Annotated in this window: 14 protein-coding genes; 1 reads left to right on the plus strand and 13 read right to left on the minus strand. The window is 70.1% G+C overall.

Features of this window, described 5'->3' with window-relative positions; genetic code table 11:
- Nucleotides 1–41 precede the first annotated feature (41 nt).
- The 3 genes from AC2VOR_RS09105 to AC2VOR_RS09115 form a co-directional block, all read right to left on the minus strand.
- Nucleotides 42–1,889, minus strand: coding sequence for a hypothetical protein (locus AC2VOR_RS09105; RefSeq protein WP_486963647.1), 1,848 nt, complete (start codon nt 1,887–1,889; stop codon nt 42–44).
- An 89-nt stretch (nt 1,890–1,978) separates the two neighbouring features.
- Nucleotides 1,979–4,273, minus strand: a complete 2,295-nt coding sequence (locus AC2VOR_RS09110; RefSeq protein WP_486963648.1) for an alpha/beta hydrolase-fold protein — start codon at nt 4,271–4,273, stop codon at nt 1,979–1,981.
- Nucleotides 4,273–5,403 carry a M24 family metallopeptidase gene (locus tag AC2VOR_RS09115; RefSeq protein WP_486963649.1) on the minus strand — a complete coding sequence of 377 codons (1,131 nt, stop codon included), beginning with the start codon at nt 5,401–5,403 and terminating at the stop codon, nt 4,273–4,275. Before AC2VOR_RS09115 ends, AC2VOR_RS09110 begins: the two co-directional genes overlap by 1 nt.
- Nucleotides 5,404–5,462: 59 nt before the next feature.
- Here AC2VOR_RS09115 and AC2VOR_RS09120 point away from each other — a divergent pair, with 59 nt between their 5' ends.
- Nucleotides 5,463–6,431: a 5'-3' exonuclease gene (locus AC2VOR_RS09120; RefSeq protein WP_369738785.1), complete on the plus strand. Its 969-nt coding sequence runs from the start codon at nt 5,463–5,465 to the stop codon at nt 6,429–6,431.
- A 6-nt stretch (nt 6,432–6,437) separates the two neighbouring features.
- Here AC2VOR_RS09120 and AC2VOR_RS09125 read toward each other — a convergent pair whose 3' ends face one another.
- The 10 genes from AC2VOR_RS09125 to AC2VOR_RS09170 all read right to left on the minus strand — a co-directional run.
- On the minus strand, nt 6,438–7,211 hold the full coding sequence (locus tag AC2VOR_RS09125; RefSeq protein ID WP_486963650.1) for a DUF4333 domain-containing protein: 774 nt from the start codon (nt 7,209–7,211) through the stop codon (nt 6,438–6,440).
- 65 nt (nt 7,212–7,276) lie between these two features.
- Nucleotides 7,277–10,039 carry a DEAD/DEAH box helicase gene (locus tag AC2VOR_RS09130; protein WP_369738787.1) on the minus strand — a complete coding sequence of 921 codons (2,763 nt, stop codon included), beginning with the start codon at nt 10,037–10,039 and terminating at the stop codon, nt 7,277–7,279.
- Between the two features lie 90 nt (nt 10,040–10,129).
- Nucleotides 10,130–11,098: a twin-arginine translocase subunit TatC gene (tatC, locus tag AC2VOR_RS09135; protein ID WP_369738788.1), complete on the minus strand. Its 969-nt coding sequence runs from the start codon at nt 11,096–11,098 to the stop codon at nt 10,130–10,132.
- Nucleotides 11,099–11,143: 45 nt separating this feature from the next.
- Nucleotides 11,144–11,410: a Sec-independent protein translocase subunit TatA gene (gene tatA, locus AC2VOR_RS09140; RefSeq protein ID WP_369738789.1), complete on the minus strand. Its 267-nt coding sequence runs from the start codon at nt 11,408–11,410 to the stop codon at nt 11,144–11,146.
- An 85-nt stretch (nt 11,411–11,495) separates the two neighbouring features.
- Nucleotides 11,496–12,470 (minus strand): helix-turn-helix transcriptional regulator, encoded by a 975-nt coding sequence (locus AC2VOR_RS09145; protein ID WP_486963651.1) that lies wholly within the window; start codon nt 12,468–12,470, stop codon nt 11,496–11,498.
- Nucleotides 12,467–13,474 carry a helix-turn-helix transcriptional regulator gene (locus AC2VOR_RS09150; RefSeq protein WP_369738791.1) on the minus strand — a complete coding sequence of 336 codons (1,008 nt, stop codon included), beginning with the start codon at nt 13,472–13,474 and terminating at the stop codon, nt 12,467–12,469. The genes AC2VOR_RS09145 and AC2VOR_RS09150 overlap by 4 nt, the downstream gene beginning before the upstream one ends.
- 56 nt (nt 13,475–13,530) lie before the next feature.
- Entirely contained in the window at nt 13,531–14,889 is a 1,359-nt protein-coding gene (gene pafA / locus AC2VOR_RS09155; RefSeq protein ID WP_369738792.1) for a Pup--protein ligase, read from the minus strand.
- 239 nt (nt 14,890–15,128) lie between these two features.
- Nucleotides 15,129–15,890, minus strand: coding sequence for a proteasome subunit alpha (prcA, locus tag AC2VOR_RS09160; protein ID WP_369738793.1), 762 nt, complete (start codon nt 15,888–15,890; stop codon nt 15,129–15,131).
- Nucleotides 15,887–16,765 (minus strand): proteasome subunit beta, encoded by an 879-nt coding sequence (prcB, locus tag AC2VOR_RS09165; protein WP_369738794.1) that lies wholly within the window; start codon nt 16,763–16,765, stop codon nt 15,887–15,889. Before prcB ends, prcA begins: the two co-directional genes overlap by 4 nt.
- Nucleotides 16,762–16,847: ubiquitin-like protein Pup (locus tag AC2VOR_RS09170; protein WP_221726056.1), on the minus strand; the 86-nt coding region annotated here is incomplete at its 5' end. The genes AC2VOR_RS09170 and prcB, both read right to left, overlap by 4 nt.

Below are 16,847 nucleotides of genomic sequence, written 5' to 3' on the forward strand. Positions count from 1 at the left end.
AACATCGCCGCCGGCCTCCGCCACCACGCCAGACACCCAGATCACGCCCTCAAATTGATCCTGACCTCATGAGACGTGACTTTTCCGGGACCCTGGCCTCTGAGGTGTTCCATCGTGCAGGTGCGGCTCACGCGAGTAGCCGTCTGACGCACCGCCATCACCATGTCCACGCAGATCAGGCCGTGCGGCGGTTTTCCTTGGTGCTGACCAGCCGACACGCCGTCGCCTGGCGTCCCTGGCCCACCAACACGCGGAGTTGGCAATTCAGCCGGACGACCGCTGGCAGGAGCGAAATCGGAAGTGCGAGGCGCAGGCGATGCGTCAGCCGGCGCAGGTGGGTGCGCAGCGTCGGATGCTGGCGCGGCGGGCGATCCACCGGGAAATTGCGGCACCTGCTCGGCCGCCGGCACGTCCGCCCAGGACGATTCACGGGCGCCGCCGGCGACGGCCGGCACCGGATCGTGCGGACCTTTGGCCGGCGGAGACGACGACGGTTCGTGCGGTGTATCCGTCGGCGTCGACCCCGGTTCATGCAAGGTCGGGGCTGACGCTGGTTCGCGCAGACCGTCCGGCGGGGCCGGTGCCGGCTCGTGCGCGCCACCTGCCGGCGCGGGGTCGTCCGGGTGTGGTGCGTGCTTGACGGGGGCCGGGGCCAGCGTGTCGGTCGGCCGTCCGACGGGTTGGGCGCCGCGCGGGGATTCGGGCTTGGCTAGATCTCCGGTGAGGCCGTCGAGGTCTTTGGTCAGCCCCGCCCCGGCTTTGCCGATATCGCCCAGCGCGCCGCCGGCACCGGCGGCTCCCGCACCACGCCCGGCAACGCCGGCGGCCTGACCACCTTCTTCGGCGGCCCGCCCTGCCGCGGCGGCACCCTTGGCCCCGGCTCCGGCCTCACCGACCCCGGGCACAACCAGCGTCGCGACGTCGAAGAGGTTCTCCCCCAACCCCAATCCCGGGCGATCGGCGCGCCAATCGTCCAGGTGCAGCAGCGATCCGACCATCTGCTTGTCGGCGTCCACGGCATCCTGGGGGTTGAGGACGTGGTTGAGCAGACCCGTTTTGGTCATGGTCTTCCAGGTGGCCGCCGCGCCCTGCGGGTCGAGCACAAACCACCACGGATCCACCCCCTCGATGCCCCTGGCCATCTCGTAGGCGCCCTTGAGGAACCCCTCACCGGTGTTGACCCAGGTGTCAAACGTCGCCGCCACCTGATTGCCGACCTGCTGGCCCAGGAAATGGGTGAACTGGCCGCCCATAAACCGCTCCATCCCCACCACCAGGCCGTCGACGGCCTGCACGCCCCCATCCAGCGACTGCTCCCACGCCGGGGCTTCCCGGCCCAGGCAATGCAGGACGGCGTTGATGTCCGCGGCGATCCTTTCCACCTCGTCGAACGCCTTGCCCTCCAAGACCAACGCGATATCGTGGGCGATATCGCCCAGCGACCCCAACCGGTGCAACAGGTCCCGGATCGCTTTCTGGGCGTAGCTCACCTCCTCGGCGAACCGGTCGAGGGTCGCGGCCAGCTTCCCGCATTGCGCGCCGACGCTGCTCGCATGGTCACCGATCTGCGACAACACCTCACCGATCTGCGCGCCTTCGGGAATCTGCTGGCCACCGACGAGCGCAGTGGACGCGCTCAGCGCACCCGACAGCTCGATCTTGGCCCCGTTGAACCGGCACGCATTCACCACGGCCGCCGCCGCGCTCACCAGCGACTGGCCCGCGCACTGATACCCCAACCCGAGCGCCGTCCCGCCATGATCGTGCCCGGTGTTGGCCGCAAACCCACCCACCAGCACCGTGAGATTCGCAGCCAGCCCATCCCCGGCCGCCACCACGGCGGCGCCCGCAGCAGACAACACCACAGGGTCCACCACCAACGGAGTCACCCGCGGAATTCTCACCTCGCCAGCGATCGGTGCTAATCACCCAAGGGGCCGCGCCGCCAAGCTAGCCCTCACGAACAAAACAGCACAACTCACGCGCTAACAGGCCGGCGCGCCCCCAACGTGATCTGATGCCGCCCAGCCGGCACCGCGACGGGCGATCCCGCAGGCTCGCCATCCAGACGCACCTCGACCCCAACGGGCAACCCGCCGAGCGTGACGCGCGCGGCGGCGTCGGTGGTCACCATGATCGTCGACGCCGGCAGTGCGGCCAGACCGGCACGCGCAACATCCAGCGTGAGGCCGGCGACCCCGGTCAACCGCAGCGTCAGATACGGCATCGGGGCCGGGGGTGCCCCCACCCGCCAGTCCAGCGCGCTGTACACCCCGGGGGTCGGCTCGAAGTTCAGCACCACGCCGCGGTCATAATGCACGGTGTGCGTCGGGTCCGGCCGGGCGTAGGACCGCGCGTCGACTTCCGCGACGGCGCCGCGCCGCTCCGTCACCGCGGGATCGGCCGTCAGGTCCGACAACCACCACACCCGGTGCGGTCCGATACCCAGGTCGGGATGCACCAACTGCGGGTACCACGCGAAGGTGATGTGTCCGGGATCGGCTTGGCGCAGACCGGTTCCCATGTGGGAGATCGGGTCCTCGAACTTGTCCTGCAACACCCAGGCGAGATGGTCCTCGAGCGGGTAGGTCGTGAACCGGTGGCGGTAGCCCAGCCGATCGAGCTCGAGTACCTGCTCGGCGACCGAGGTGAACGGCACCAGCTCGTCGATCAATCCCTGGGCGATGACGTAGGGCAGCCAGCGGGCGTTCACCAGCAGCTTCCACGTGTCGCCTTCGCGCGCGCAGGTCGAGTCCGGGTCGACGTCGGCCGGGATGTCGACGTCGGGAAGCAACCGGACGCCGCACGCCGGTGGTCCCGCGAGCACCACGGCCTGTGCGAACACCTCGGGATAGCTCAGACCTAGCTTGTAGGCCGCGTATCCGCCCATCGAGTAGCCCGAGATCACGGTGCGGTTGGGGTCGGTGCCCAGTTGTTCGGCCACCCGCGCCCACACCTCCCAGACGTCGAGTTCCCCGGTGCCGAAATACCAGGTCGACGGCCCTCGGGCCAGCGGCGTGATCACCACCGAGTCGCGGCCCTCGCATACCTCGTGCAGCAGGCGCGGGTCGATCGCGGCGAACTGGTTCTGCCCGAGCGCCAGCGAGTGCAGCAGCAGCGTCAGCGGCAGCGACTGGCCGGGCTTGAAGCTCGACGGCACGCAGATCGAATAGGGCTGCACGCGCCCCAGGAACTGCGGCTTGAGACTGAAAATGTCGTCGGGAGCCACCCCCTGCCCCAACTCGACGGAGGACACGTACCAACGCGTCGAGGGGCCGGTGACGACCGGCTCGGGATCGGCCCGGCCGGACGCGAGCCGGTCCCACGCCACCGTGACGGCGAACTCCGACACGTCGCCTTTGGTCAGCGCCGCGGCCTGCGCCGCATCGGACCAGAAGTTCAGGTGCGGCGCTTCCTGCGCGTTGGTACGGAAGGCGACGTTGTAGACGTTTGGCTGGCCCGGGAGCGCGCCGTGGTCGGCGGGCACGTCGGCGAACCCGTCCCCGGCCTCGTTGGCCAGGCCCGCGCCCACTCGCACGGTCCAGCTTCCGGCGGGCTCGGCCAGCGACCGCGGCACCCGCGCCAGAAACGACCGCGACTCCATGTCCACGCTGTGCTCGACCGGCGTGCTCACCTGCGAGGACATGTCGATCAGCGCGGCGCCGCGCCCCGAGATGCGCAACGCCAGGTCGACACCCCTCGAGCGCACGCCGGCCCCGGCGGGCCAGGTCGCGGCGGCCGACCCGCCGCGGCCGGTGTCGATGGCGAACAGCGCGATCGGCACCGAGGCGTCCAGCAGCGTGTTCCAGTCGATTCGCCACCAGGTGTCGGTGTCGGTGAGCCCGATGGCGACCCGGAAGATGTCGGCGCCGTTGCGGGCCGCGGGCCCGGCCGGATAGACGTAGGTGCCCCGGGGTGGCGCCTGGATCTTCAGGTCCCCGACGGGCAGGCCCGTCGCACCGTGGTCGTCGTAGATGAAGTCGGTCCAGAACAATGCACCGCCGGCCACCCGGCCCGCGCCGCAGGTGCGGGGGAACTCCTCGCCGAACGGCCAGTCCGACGGCACGGGAAGCGGCGGCTCGGGCCGCAGCGCCGCCGGCGGTACGCCTTCGGGCATGCCGCCGACCACGACCAGCTCGGCAGGCGGAGCCGGTGCGGGCGCGAGGGTGTGCACGACGGCGCCGGCGATGTGGCGTGCGACGCGAAGCGGAAGCAGTGTGAGATCCCCCAGGAGTGACACCCCGCCCAACCTACGCGGCCCCGGTGACACCATCACCGAGACACGGGCACCACGATCAACTCGTGCGGCCGGTGATTGACGGCCAGGGCGCCGTCGGCGGTGACGACGACGATGTCCTCGATGCGCGCACCCCACCGGCCGGGGAAGTAGATGCCGGGCTCGATGGAAAAGGCCATCCCCTCCGTCAGCGGCAGGTCGTTGCCGGCGACGATGTAGGGCTCCTCGTGCACCGACAGGCCGATCCCGTGCCCGGTGCGGTGCACGAAATACTCCGCGAGCCCCGCTTCGGCCAGCACCTCGCGGGCCGCGGCGTCGACCTGCTCGGCGCTCACGCCCGGGCGCACCGCGTCCAAGGCCGCACGCTGGGCACGCTCGAGCACCGAATAGCGTTGGGCCACCTCGGGTTCGGGGTCCCCGATGCTGTAGGTGCGGGTGCAGTCGGAGTGATAGCCGAGCTCGTAGGCTCCCCCGATGTCGACGACGACGATGTCGCCCACCCGCAGTTCGCGGTCCGAGTAGCCGTGGTGCGGATCGGCGCCGTGCGGTCCCGAGCCGACGATGACGAACGCGACGTCCGAATGCCCTTCGGCGACAATGGCTTCGGAGATGTCGGCGGCCACGTCGGCTTCGGTGCGCCCGGGAACGAGGAACTCCGGCACCCGGGCGTGCACCCGGTCGATGGCCGTACCGGCCTTGCGCAACGCGTCGATCTCGCACGCCTCCTTGACCATCCGCAGCCCGCGCATCACCCCGGTGGCCAGCACCGGCAGCACGCCGAGCGCCCCTGCCAGCGGCAGCAGGTGCAGCGCCGGCATGGAATCGGTGACGGCGGTCGCGACGCGGCCCCCGCCCAAGGCCGTGCCCACCAGCGCGTAAGGGTCATCGCCGTCGACCCAATCGCGCACTGCCAAGCCCAGTTCCGTGATCGCGGACCCCTTCAGGGCGGCCAGTTCGAGGCGCGGCACCACGACCATCGGATCGCCGGCGGCCGGCAACACCAGCGCGGTGAGCCGTTCGAACGTCTGGGCCCGCGATCCGCAGAGGTACCGCAGGTCATAGCCCGGGGTGATCACCAGGGCGTCGAGACCCGCGTCGGCGGTCGCGGCGGCCGCCGCGGCCAGGCGGCGGGCATACACGCTCGCGTCGAATCGGTCTGCGTCCACGGCAGCCAGGCTAGCCCGGTGCGGCACCCACGGCGAGCAGGCGTGAGACCATACCCGGCATGCGATCACCACTGTTGCTGCTCGACGGCGCCAGCATGTGGTTCCGCTCCTACTTCGGCGTGCCCTCCTCGATCACCGCTCCCGACGGCCGGCCGGTCAACGCCGTCCGCGGCTTCATCGACTCCATGGCCGTGGTGATCACCCGGCAGCGCCCCGGCCGGCTGGCGGTGTGCCTGGACCTGGATTGGCGGCCGCAGTTCCGGGTGGACCTGATCCCGTCCTACAAGGCGCACCGGGTGGCTCAGGAAGTCAGCGGGCCGGGATCCGAGGGCCAACCCGACGTCGAGGAGGTTCCCGACGACCTGACGCCGCAGGTCGACATGATCACCGATCTGCTGGACGCGCTCGGGATCCCGATGGCCGGCGCGGCCGGGTTCGAGGCCGACGACGTGCTGGGCACGCTGGCGGCGCGGGAACGCGACGACCCGGTCGTCGTGGTCAGCGGCGACCGCGACCTGCTGCAAGTGGTCGCCGACGACCCGGTGCCGGTGCGGGTGCTCTACCTGGGCCGCGGGCTGACCAACGCGACCCTGTTCGGTCCCGCCGAAGTGGCCGATCACTATGGCGTGCCCGTCGACCGCGCCGGGGCGGCCTATGCCGAGCTGGCATTGTTGCGCGGCGATCCGTCCGACGGTCTGCCCGGCGTGCCGGGCATCGGCGAGAAGACGGCGGCGACGCTGCTGGCACAGCACGGCTCGCTGCAGCAGATCGTCGCCGCCGCCGGCGACCCGAAATCGAAGATGGCCAAGGGACTTCGTACGAAACTGCTGGCCGCCGCCGACTACATCGAGGCCGCCCAACCGGTGGTACGGGTGGCCACCGACGCGCCGGTCACCCTGTCGACTCCGACCGACGCGCTGCCCCTGACGGCCGCCGACCCGCAGCGCACCGCACGGCTGGCCACCGAGCTCGGTGTCGGCTCGTCGATCGCGCGGCTGCAGAAGGCGCTCGACGCGCTGCCCGGTTGACCGCCCCTACTGGGGCCGGCCGACCTCGTACGTGCCCTTGTTGTCCTGGAAGGTCACCGTCACGTGCTTCTGCGCGCCGTCGATGCTCACGCTGCAATCGAAGCTGGCGCCCTTCTTGACGGTCGGGTCGGCGCCGTTGTTGCACTTGACGTCTTTGACGTTGCGGGCGCCGTAGCCGTTGGTCTCATCCGACAGGATCTGCTGGACGCCGGTCTGGGCCTTTTTGATGTCCAGCTTGGTGGTGACGAAAAAGCCCGGCTCCCAGAAGCCGAGCACCAGCACGGCGGCGATGAGCAGGAAGGCGATCACGCCGACCACCCCGGCGATCAGCGTGGTCGAGCGCTTCTTGCCCGGTTGCTCGTAAGGCGGGAACTGCTGCGGGTACTGGCCCGGCTGGCCGTATTGACCGTACTGACCCGGCTGGCCGTACTGGGCGTACTGGCCCGGCTGGGCGTACTGGCCCGGCTGGGCGTACTGGCCCGGCTGGGCGTACTGACCGTACTGAGTCGGCTGGCCGTATTGACCGTACTGGGGGGTTTGCCCACCGTACTGCTGCTCGGGCTGCCCATAGCCGGGCTGCTGCGGGTAGGCCTGCTCCCCCTGCTGCTGGTACGGCGAATACCCGGGGGGCGGCGTGTAGGCCGGGGTCTGCCACCCCGCGTCCTGGTTCGGCTGCTGCTGCCAGGGCGATCCTGCCTGGGCCGCTTCCGAGGACTGGTCGCCACTGTGACCGGGCGGTTGCCACTGCTGGTCCGGCTCGGATCCCTGCGGTCCGCTCATCGTTTCTCCTCAGCCCCTTGACGTCTTGGCTTCTCGTTACGGTGTCACCGTAGCTCCGGCACAGCCTACCCGGCGTCAACAGCGACGACGCCGCGCCGAACGTCGTTGATGGCGCGCTTGGCGACCGCCCGCAGATCGGCGTCGGGGGCGGCGTTGCGCACCTGGTCGAGCAGGTCGAGCACCTGCCGGCACCAGCGCACGAAGTCTCCCGCCAGCAACGGCGAACCGGTGCCCGTGACGTCCGCGGCGGCCAGCGCCGCCGTCAGGTCACCGGTCCGCGCCCAGCGATAGATGACGTTGACGAAGCCGTCGTCGGGCTCGCGGCTCGGGGCGATGCGGTGGGCCTGCTCGTCGGCGCGCAGCGCGGTCGACATCCGGGACGTCTGCTGCAGCGCCTGCCGCAACCGCTGGGTCGGCACCTCGGCGACGAACCCGGAGCCGGCCCCGTCGCCGCCCCGGGTCTCGTAGAGCACCGCGGAGACCACCGCCGCCAACTCGGCGGGCTTCAATCCCGCCCACGCGTCGGTGCGCAGGCATTCGGCCACCAGCAGGTCGCTCTCGCTGTAGATGCGGGCCAGCAGCCGGCCATGGTCGGTGACGTGGGGATCGGCGGCCGGGCCCTCGATGAAGCCCCGCTCGGTGAGCAGCCCGACGATCCGGTCGAAGGTGCGCGCCAGCGAGTTGGTGGCCGCGGCCACCTTCTTCTCCAGTTGCGCGTTGTCCCGCTCGATGCGCAGGTAGCGCTCGGCCTGACGAACCCGCGCCTCCAGGCCCGGACTGTTGTGCGACGGATGCCGGCGCAGCTGCGCTCGCAACTCCGCGAGCTCCGGATCGTGGAACTCGCCGTCGCCGTCACCGCCGCCACGGCGCCGCGACGGGACGGCCAGTCCGGCCACGGCCGAACGCAGCGCCGATGCCAGATCGCGCCGCACGCGCGGCTGGCGGTGTTCGACGTGCTTCGGCAAGGACATCGACCCGAGCGGACCCGGCGCACCCGAATAGTCCGCCGAGGAGATCCGGCCCGCCCACCGGTGTTCGGTCAGCACCAGGGGCCGCGGATCGTCGCTGTCGCGGGCCGACTCGAGCACCACCGCAAGCCCGCCGCGTCGGCCCTGGGTGATGTTGATGATGTCGCCTTTGCGCAGCGCGGCCAGCGCGTCGCTGGCCGCCTGGCGGCGTTGCAGCCGGGAGGCGCGCGACTGCGCGCGCTCCAATTCGGTGATCCGCGCGCGCAATCGGGCGTAGTCCAGGACCGGCGCCTTCGGCCCACCCAGTTCGGCGGCGATCTCGTCGAGCATCTTGGTGCCCCGCTCGATGCCGCGGACCAGGCCGACGACCGACCGGTCGGCCTGGTACTGGGCAAAGGACTGCTCGAGCAGCTGGTGCGCCTGTTCCGGGCCCATGTGCTGCACCAGGTTGATCGTCATGTTGTAGGACGGCGCGAACGAACTGCGCAGCGGGAAGGTGCGGGTCGACGCCAGGCCGGCCACCGCCGACGGTTCGGTGGTCTCCTCGCTGGGTTGCCAGAGCACCACCGCGTGGCCCTCGACGTCGATGCCGCGCCTGCCGGCGCGCCCGGTCAGCTGCGTGTACTCCCCCGGCGTGAGCGGCACGTGCTGCTCGCCGTTGAACTTCACCAGCCGCTCCAGCACCACCGTGCGGGCGGGCATGTTGATGCCCAGCGCCAGCGTCTCGGTGGCGAACACCGCCTTGACCAGGCCGGCGGCGAACAGCTCCTCGACGGTGTGCCGGAATGCCGGCAGCATGCCGGCATGGTGGGCCGCCAGGCCGCGCAGCAGGCCCTCGCGCCACTCGTAGTAGCCGAGCACCTCCAGGTCGGCGTCGGCCAGATCGCCGCACCGGTGGTCGATCACCTCGGCGATCTGCGCGCGCTCCTCCTGGGTGGTCAGTTGCAGCGGCGAGCGCAGGCATTGGTGGACCGCGGCGTCACACCCCGCCCGGGAGAACACGAACGTGATCGCAGGTAGCAGGCCCTCGGAGTCCAGGGTCGCGATCACGTCGGGCCGGGCGGGCGGGCGGTAGAACCGCGGCCTGCCACCCGGGCGTCCGGAACCGTGGCGGCGGGGACCTCGCCAGTCCGACATCCGGTCCGCCTCCCGGCGGTGTGCGATGTGGCGCAGCAGGTCCGGGTTGACGCGCGGCTCGCGGCTGCCGTCTGGGGGCTCGCCGGCCTCGGAATCGCGGTAGTCGAACAGGTCGTAGAGCCGTTTGCCGACCAGCACGTGTTGCCACAGGGGCACCGGCCGGTGCTCATCGACCACCACCGTCGTGTCGCCCCGCACGGTCTGGATCCAGCCGCCGAACTCCTCGGCGTTGCTCACCGTCGCCGACAGGCTGACCAGGCGCACCTCGTCGGGCAGGTGCAGGATGACCTCCTCCCACACCGGACCACGCATCCGGTCGGCGAGGAAGTGCACCTCGTCCATCACCACGTGGGAAAGCCCATGTAGGGCAGGCGAATTGGCGTAGAGCATGTTGCGCAGCACTTCGGTGGTCATGACCACCACCGGCGCATCGGCGTTGACCGACAGGTCGCCGGTCAGCAGGCCGATGCGGTCGCGGCCGTAGCGCGCCGTCAGGTCGGTGTGCTTCTGGTTGCTGAGCGCCTTGAGGGGCGTGGTGTAGAAGCACTTGCCGCCGGCCGCCAGCGCCAGGTGCACGGCGAATTCGCCGACCACCGTCTTGCCGGCGCCGGTCGGCGCGCAGACCAGCACACCGTGGCCCCGCTCCAGCGCCTCGCAGGCGCGCCGCTGAAAGGCGTCGAGGGCGAACGGCAGCTCGGTGACGAACCGCGCCAGCTCGGTCACGCGGCCGCCCTTGCGCGCCGCGAGGGTGCGCAGAATGCCGGCCCCGGCGGCGTGTCGCCGTACCGACGCGCACACTCGCGGGTGACGAGGCTAAGTGACATCGTCGTGCTGCCCCGTGGTGAACGACGGCTCGGGCACCGGGGGGGTCACCGGGCCGGGCCGCTCGATGACCGAGGCCACGTCGTCGGGAATCTCGGCCTGGGCTTCGCGTCTGGCCTTGCGCTTGTCGTGCAGCCGGGCGATCTGGATGGCGAACTCGAGAAGCACCGACAACGCCACGCCCAGTGCCGTCATCGAGAACGGGTCGGAGCCGGGCGTGAACACCGCCGCGAACACGAACATGCCGAAGATCAGGCCGCGCCGCCAGGCCTTCAGCCGCTGGTAGGTCAGCAACCCGGCCATGTTGAGCATGACGATCAGCAGAGGGAATTCGAAGCTGACCCCGAAGACGACCAGCAGGTTGATCAGAAAGCCGAAGTACCGGTCCCCGGACAGCGCGGTCACCTGCACGTCGCTGCCCACGGTCAGCAGGAAGCCCAGCGCCTTGGACAGTACGAAATAGGCCAGCATCGCGCCGCCGGCGAACAACCCCGCGGCGGGGACGACGAACCCGATCGCGAAGCGACGCTCGTTCCGGTACAGCCCCGGCGTGATGAACGCCCAGAGCTGGTACAGCCACACCGGGCAGGCCAGCACCGCCCCGGCCGTCAACCCGACTTTGAGCCGCAGCATGAACTGGTCGAACGGTGCGGTGGCCAGCAGCCGGCACTGCCCGTCGGCGCTGATGGAGGCCCGCGCCGACGCCGGCAGGGAACAGTAGGGATGGCGCAGCCACTCGCCGAGGCTTTCCATCCCGAAGACCGGGTGCGAATACCAGACGAACCCGAAGATCGTGGTGACCAGGATCGCGGCCAGCGAGACCAGCAGCCGGGTGCGCAACTCGGTCAGGTGGTCGACCAGCGACATCGTCGCGTCGGGATTGGTGCGGCTGCGCCGGTTACGGGGATTGAGCCGCTTCAGCACGGCGGCGGTGCGCGCTGAAACTTTGGAGACGTTCACGACGCCGGGTCAGTGGTGACCGGGCACCACGGGGATGCTGCCGCGCTATGCCGGGCGTGCTTCAGTGTGACCCTGCTCGGTAGCCGCGGGAGGGTCGACTCGCTGCGCTTGCACGGGAGTGGGGTTCGCCGACGATGTGTCGATCGCGGACGCCTCCGATTTGCTCTCGCTCTGCATTTCACGGATCTCGGATTTGAAGATGCGCATCGACTTACCCAGCGAGCGTGCCGCATCGGGGAGCTTCTTGGCACCGAACAGGACGATCACGACCACAGCGAGGATCGCCCAGTGCCACGGACTAAGACTGCCCACGTTCATTACCTCCAGACGTCCACCCGATGCTACCGCAGGGTGGCGCGATGCCGGTGGCTCCGCAGCCCGGCGTGGTAGAGGCCGGTCACGTCTGGTCTTGACCCCGGTAGAGCTCGAGGGCCGCCGCCGCGGCGTCCCGCACCCGCCGCGCCAGCGATTCCGGTTCGAGCACCCGGACGGCCGGGCCGAAGCCCAGCACCAGGCGCGTCATCCACTCGTCGGAGGCGTACGTCATCACGGCCTCGCACGATCCGTCGTCCAGCTCGCGAACCTCCCGCATCGGGTAGTACTCGAACATCCACGACGCCGAGGGCGCCACCCGCAGCCTGGCCGACGGCAGTGCCGGGTCGCCGTCGAACAGCGACGTGTCCGGCGGCGCCTGCCGCGCCGGTTCGGGCGGAGCGGCAGGTTCATCCAGCTCGCGCGCATCCACGATCCGGTCGAAGCGAAACAGCCGGACCCCTTCCGCGTCGCGCGACCATGCCTCGAGGTAGCTGTGGCCGGCGATCAGCAGCACCCGGATGGGGTCGACGACACGGCTGCTCAGGGTGTCGCGTGAGGCCGAGTAGTAATCGATGGCCAGCGCGCGCTGGCCCTGCAGCGCCGTGCGCACCACCGCCGCGACGCGGCTCTCGGCGGGCGCCGGCGCGCCGGTGGCCGCCGAGAGCCGCGGGCCCTGTTGCCCGACGGCTCCGGCGGCAGCCTCGATCTTGGCGATCGCGCTGCGCGCCGCCTCGGGATCGACGACGCCCGGAATGTCGGCCAGTGCCCGCAACGCCACCAACAGGCCGGTCGCCTCGGGCGAGGTGAGCTTGAGCGGCCGGTCGATGCCCGCCGAGAACGTCACCTCGATGGTGTCGCCGGAGAACTCGAAGTCGATGAGGTCACCCGGGAAGTAGCCGGGCAGCCCGCACATCCACAGCTGGTTGAGGTCCTCTTCCAGCTGCTTGTCGGACACACCCAGGCCGGCCGCAGCCTCGGCTCTGGTGATCCGCGGGTGTGCCTGGAAATACGGCACCATGTTGAGCAGCCGGACGAGCCGGGCGGACACGGCTGTCACCGGCCTTCCTCCCCGCCCGCGTGGGCGCGCAACCTGTCCAGCACGTCGTCGCGCAGGGACTGCGGCTCCAGCACGACGGCGTCGGGCCCGTATCCGGCGACGTCGCGCGCCAGACGCTCGGTGGATCCGATGTCCACCTCGATCACCTCGCCGTCGCGGTCGCCCAGCCGGCGCGCGCCCACCGACTTCCCCGCGCGGCGCAGCGCGGTGGCCCGGCCGTCGGCGACCCAGAGCCGGGCCAGCTCGCCCGTCGGGACCTCCGCTCCTGCGCGGGCGATTTTCTCGGCCACGATGCCGCGCAGGTCCACGTCGGCGGGCACGGTGATCGCGCCGCGCGGTCCGATCGGCGTGACCTCGGCCCCGATGCGCGACAGTCGAAAGATGCGCGTGTCGTCGCGGTCGCGGTCGTGCCCGACCAGATACCAGCGACCCTTCTGCGTCACCACGCCCCACGGTTCGACGGTGCGCGTGGTGTAGGGCTCGGCCCGCGACGGGCGATGCGCGAACCGCACCGCCTGCCCCGACTCGATCGCCGACAACAGCACGCCGAGAACGTCCTCCGAACCGCGCAGACTCGGCACCCCCGCCGGCGAGGCGATGGCCACCGGCGCATCCGGATCCACGTCGACGCCGGCGGCGCGCAACTTCAGCAGCGCGCCCTGCGTGGCGGTGACCATCTCCGGCGACTCCCACAGCTGCGTGGCGACCGCGACGGCGGCCGCCTCGTCCGGGGTCAGCTGCACCGGCGGCAAGGCGTAGGCATCCCGGTTGATGCGGTAGCCCTCGGTGGGATCCAGGGCCGACACCCGGCCGACTTCCAGGGGGATGCCCAGATCACGCAGCTCGTTCTTGTCGCGTTCGAACATCCGGGAGAACGCCTCGGCGTTGGGGCTCTCGGTGTAACCCGCCACGCTGGACCTGATCTTCTCCGCGGTGATGTAGCCGCGGGTGGACAGCAAAGCGATGACGAGGTTCATCAGCCGTTCGACTTTCGAGGTCGCCATTTGCCCGAGCCTAAAGCGTCCGCGCGGCCGGCGTCTCCCGCCACGCAGCAGACTCGCTACATGCTCGCGATGAGCCGCTTGACCCGCTCGTCAACCGCCCGGAACGGGTCCTTGCACAGCACCGTGCGCTGCGCCTGATCGTTGAGCTTGAGGTGCACCCAGTCGACGGTGAAGTCGCGGCCCGCGGCCTGTGCGGCGGAGATGAACTCGCCGCGCAGCCGGGCGCGGGTGGTCTGCGGCGGGTTCTCGACGGCGTCGGCGATGTCCTCGTCGGTGGTCACGCGCGTAGCCAGGCCCTTGCGCTGCAGCAGGTCGAACACACCGCGGCCGCGCTTGATGTCGTGGTAGGCCAGGTCCAGCTGGGCGATCTTGGGGTCGGACAGCTCCATGTTGTAGCGGTCCTGGTAGCGCTGGAACAGCTTGCGCTTGATCACCCAGTCGATCTCGGTGTCCACCTTGGCGAAGTCCTGGCTCTCGACGGCATCGAGTTGGCGGCCCCACAGGTCGACGATCTGCTCGACCTGGGCGTTCGGCTCCCGCGTCTGCAGGTGCTCGACGGCGCGGGCGTAGTACTCGCGCTGGATGTCCAGCGCGCTGGCCTGACGACCGCCCGCCAGCCGGACCGGCCGGCGCCCGGTGGTGTCATGGCTGACCTCGCGGATGGCGCGGATGGGATTGTCCAGCGAAAAATCGCGGAACGGAACGCCGGCCTCGATCATCTCCAGCACCAGCGCCGCGGTGCCCACCTTCAGCATGGTGGTGGTTTCGCACATGTTCGAGTCGCCCACGATGACGTGCAGCCGGCGATACTTCTCGGCGTCGGCGTGCGGCTCGTCGCGCGTATTGATGATCGGCCGGCTGCGGGTGGTGGCCGACGAGACGCCCTCCCAGATGTGCTCGGCACGCTGGGACAGACAGAACGTCGCGGCCTTGGGGGTCTGCAGCACCTTGCCGGCCCCGCAGATCAGCTGGCGCGTGACAAGGAACGGCAGCAGCACGTCGGAGATCCGGGAGAACTCGCCGGCCCGCACGATCAGGTAGTTCTCGTGGCAGCCGTACGAATTGCCGGCCGAGTCGGTGTTGTTCTTGAACAGGTAGATGTCGCCGCCGATACCCTCGTCGGCGAGCCGCTGCTCGGCGTCGACCAGCAGGTCTTCCAGAACCCATTCGCCGGCCCGGTCGTGGGTGACCAACTGCACCAGGCTGTCGCATTCAGCGGTCGCGTATTCGGGGTGGCTGCCCACGTCGAGATACAGACGGGCGCCGTTGCGCAAGAAAACGTTGGAGCTGCGCCCCCACGACACCACCCGGCGGAAGAGGTAGCGGGCCACCTCGTCCGGGGACAGCCGGCGATGGCCGTGAAAGGTGCAGGTGACACCGAACTCGGTCTCGATGCCCATGATTCGCCGCTGCACCTTACCGAGCGTACTGGCTGCGGGCGCCACTGGCGCGAAAGCGCGGCGGCAAATGACGTTTTTGCCGACCTTGACGGGTCAAGCAGCGGCGGCGCCGTTCCCGCCGGCGAGGTGCGCGACCACCGGTCAACCGCCGCCGAATGCGGGGATTCACTGCCGATTACGTTGCCACCACGCGGAATTCGGCCAGGGACCCGTCGGCGGCGCCCTCGACCGTCACCCGGCCGCTGCTGTCGAAGCTATTTCGGCGGCTCGCCGCCGCCCGAGTCCCCGTCCGCGGAACCGTTGTCGGATTGCGGTAGGAGCGCGTCCAGCGCGGGTCCGGTGATCCGCCGGAACGCTCGGCGCGGCCGGTTGGCGTCCAAGACCGCGACCTCGAGGCCGGCCACTCCGAGGGAGGACTGATCGTTGCCCGACGTCTCGGCGCTGCCCGCCCGCAGCGCGTTCACGGCGATCCGCACCGCGTCGGAGAGCTCCGAGTTCTCGGTGTAGGACTGCTTGAGCGCGGTGGTGACCGGCTCGGTGGTGCCACCCATCACCACGAAATACGGCTCGTCGGCGATCGACCCGTCGTAGGTGATCCGGTACAGCTCGGGCGGCTTGGTCTCACCGAGATGGGCGACCTCGGCCACACACAACTCGACCTCGTACGGTTTGGCCTGCTCGGTGAAGATCGTGCCCAGCGTCTGCGCGTAGACGTTGGCCAACTGGCGGCCGGTGACGTCCCGGCGGGCGTAGGCGTAACCGCGGGTGTCGGCGAACTGGATGCCGCCGCGGCGCAAATTGTCGAACTCGTTGAACTTGCCCGCGGCCGCGAAACCGACCCGGTCGTACAGTTCGCTGATCTTCTGCAGCAGCCGCGAGGGGTTGTCGGCGACGAAAAGCACGCCGTCGGCGTAGGTCAGCGCCACCACGCTGCGACCGCGCGCGATTCCTTTGCGCGCGAGCTCGCTGCGCTCGCGCATCGCCTGCTCGGGCGAGATGAAATACGGGAAGCTCATGACTCTCCCCACAGGTCTGCGTCCGGGCCGAAAGTGTCGGAGCGCGAACGACTCTCGATGACCTCACGCGCCAGTGCGGCGATGCGCTCTTCGGGCACCTCGACCGCGCCCTCGGCACCGATGGTCGCCGCCGTGGGGTAGATCCCCCGCACCAGGTCCGGACCGCCGGTGGCGGAGTCGTCGTCGGCGGCATCGTAGAGCGCCTCGATGGCCACCCGCAGGGCGGAATCCGCATCGGTCACCTGCGCGTACAACTTCTTCATCGACGACTTGGCGAAGACCGACCCCGATCCCACCGACTGGTAGCCCTCTTCCTCCATGTTCCAGCCGCCGGCGGCGTCGAACGACACGATCCGGCCTGCCTTCTGCGGGTCCGCGGCGTTGATGTCATAACCCGCCAGCAACGGCAGCGCCACGAGGCCCTGCATCGCGGCCCCCAGATTGCCGCGCACCATGGTGGCCAGCCGGTTGACCTTGCCGGGGAACGTCAGCGGCACACCTTCGAGTTTCTCGTAATGCTCGAGTTCGACCGCGTACAGCCGGGCGAACTCGACGGCGATCGCGGCGGTGCCGGCGATCCCGGTCGCGGTGTAGTCGTCGGTGATGTACACCTTGTTGACGTCGCGGCCCGCGATCATGTTGCCCTGCGTGGAGCGCCGGTCACCGGCGATGACGACGCCGCCGGGGTACTTCAGCGCGACGATGGTGGTGCCGTGTGCGAGTTGGCCACCGGCCTGAGCGCCGCCACCAAGGCTGGCCGGCAGCAACTCCGGCGCCTGACGGCGCAGCAGATCGGCAAACGAGGACAAATCGACGGCTGAGGCTTCGGAAAGCGCGGGGTTAGTGGGCAGGCGGTCGGAAAACTGCCAGGTCACTGTCCACCCTTCTGCACGTACGCGCGGACGAAGTCCTCCGCGTTCTCCTCGAGGACGTCGTCAATCTCGTCGAGCAGATCGT

The organism is Mycobacterium sp. TH-M103, from assembly GCF_057473785.1.

Coding starts and splice junctions, on each gene's coding strand:
- prcA (WP_369738793.1), bottom strand. CDS start 15,890: ATGAGCTTCCCGTATTTCATCTCGCCCGAGCAGGCGATGCGCGAGCGC.
- AC2VOR_RS09150 (WP_369738791.1), bottom strand. CDS start 13,474: ATGGCGACCTCGAAAGTCGAACGGCTGATGAACCTCGTCATCGCTTTG.
- AC2VOR_RS09110 (WP_486963648.1), bottom strand. CDS start 4,273: ATGGTGTCACCGGGGCCGCGTAGGTTGGGCGGGGTGTCACTCCTGGGG.
- AC2VOR_RS09125 (WP_486963650.1), bottom strand. CDS start 7,211: ATGAGCGGACCGCAGGGATCCGAGCCGGACCAGCAGTGGCAACCGCCC.
- AC2VOR_RS09120 (WP_369738785.1), top strand. CDS start 5,463: ATGCGATCACCACTGTTGCTGCTCGACGGCGCCAGCATGTGGTTCCGC.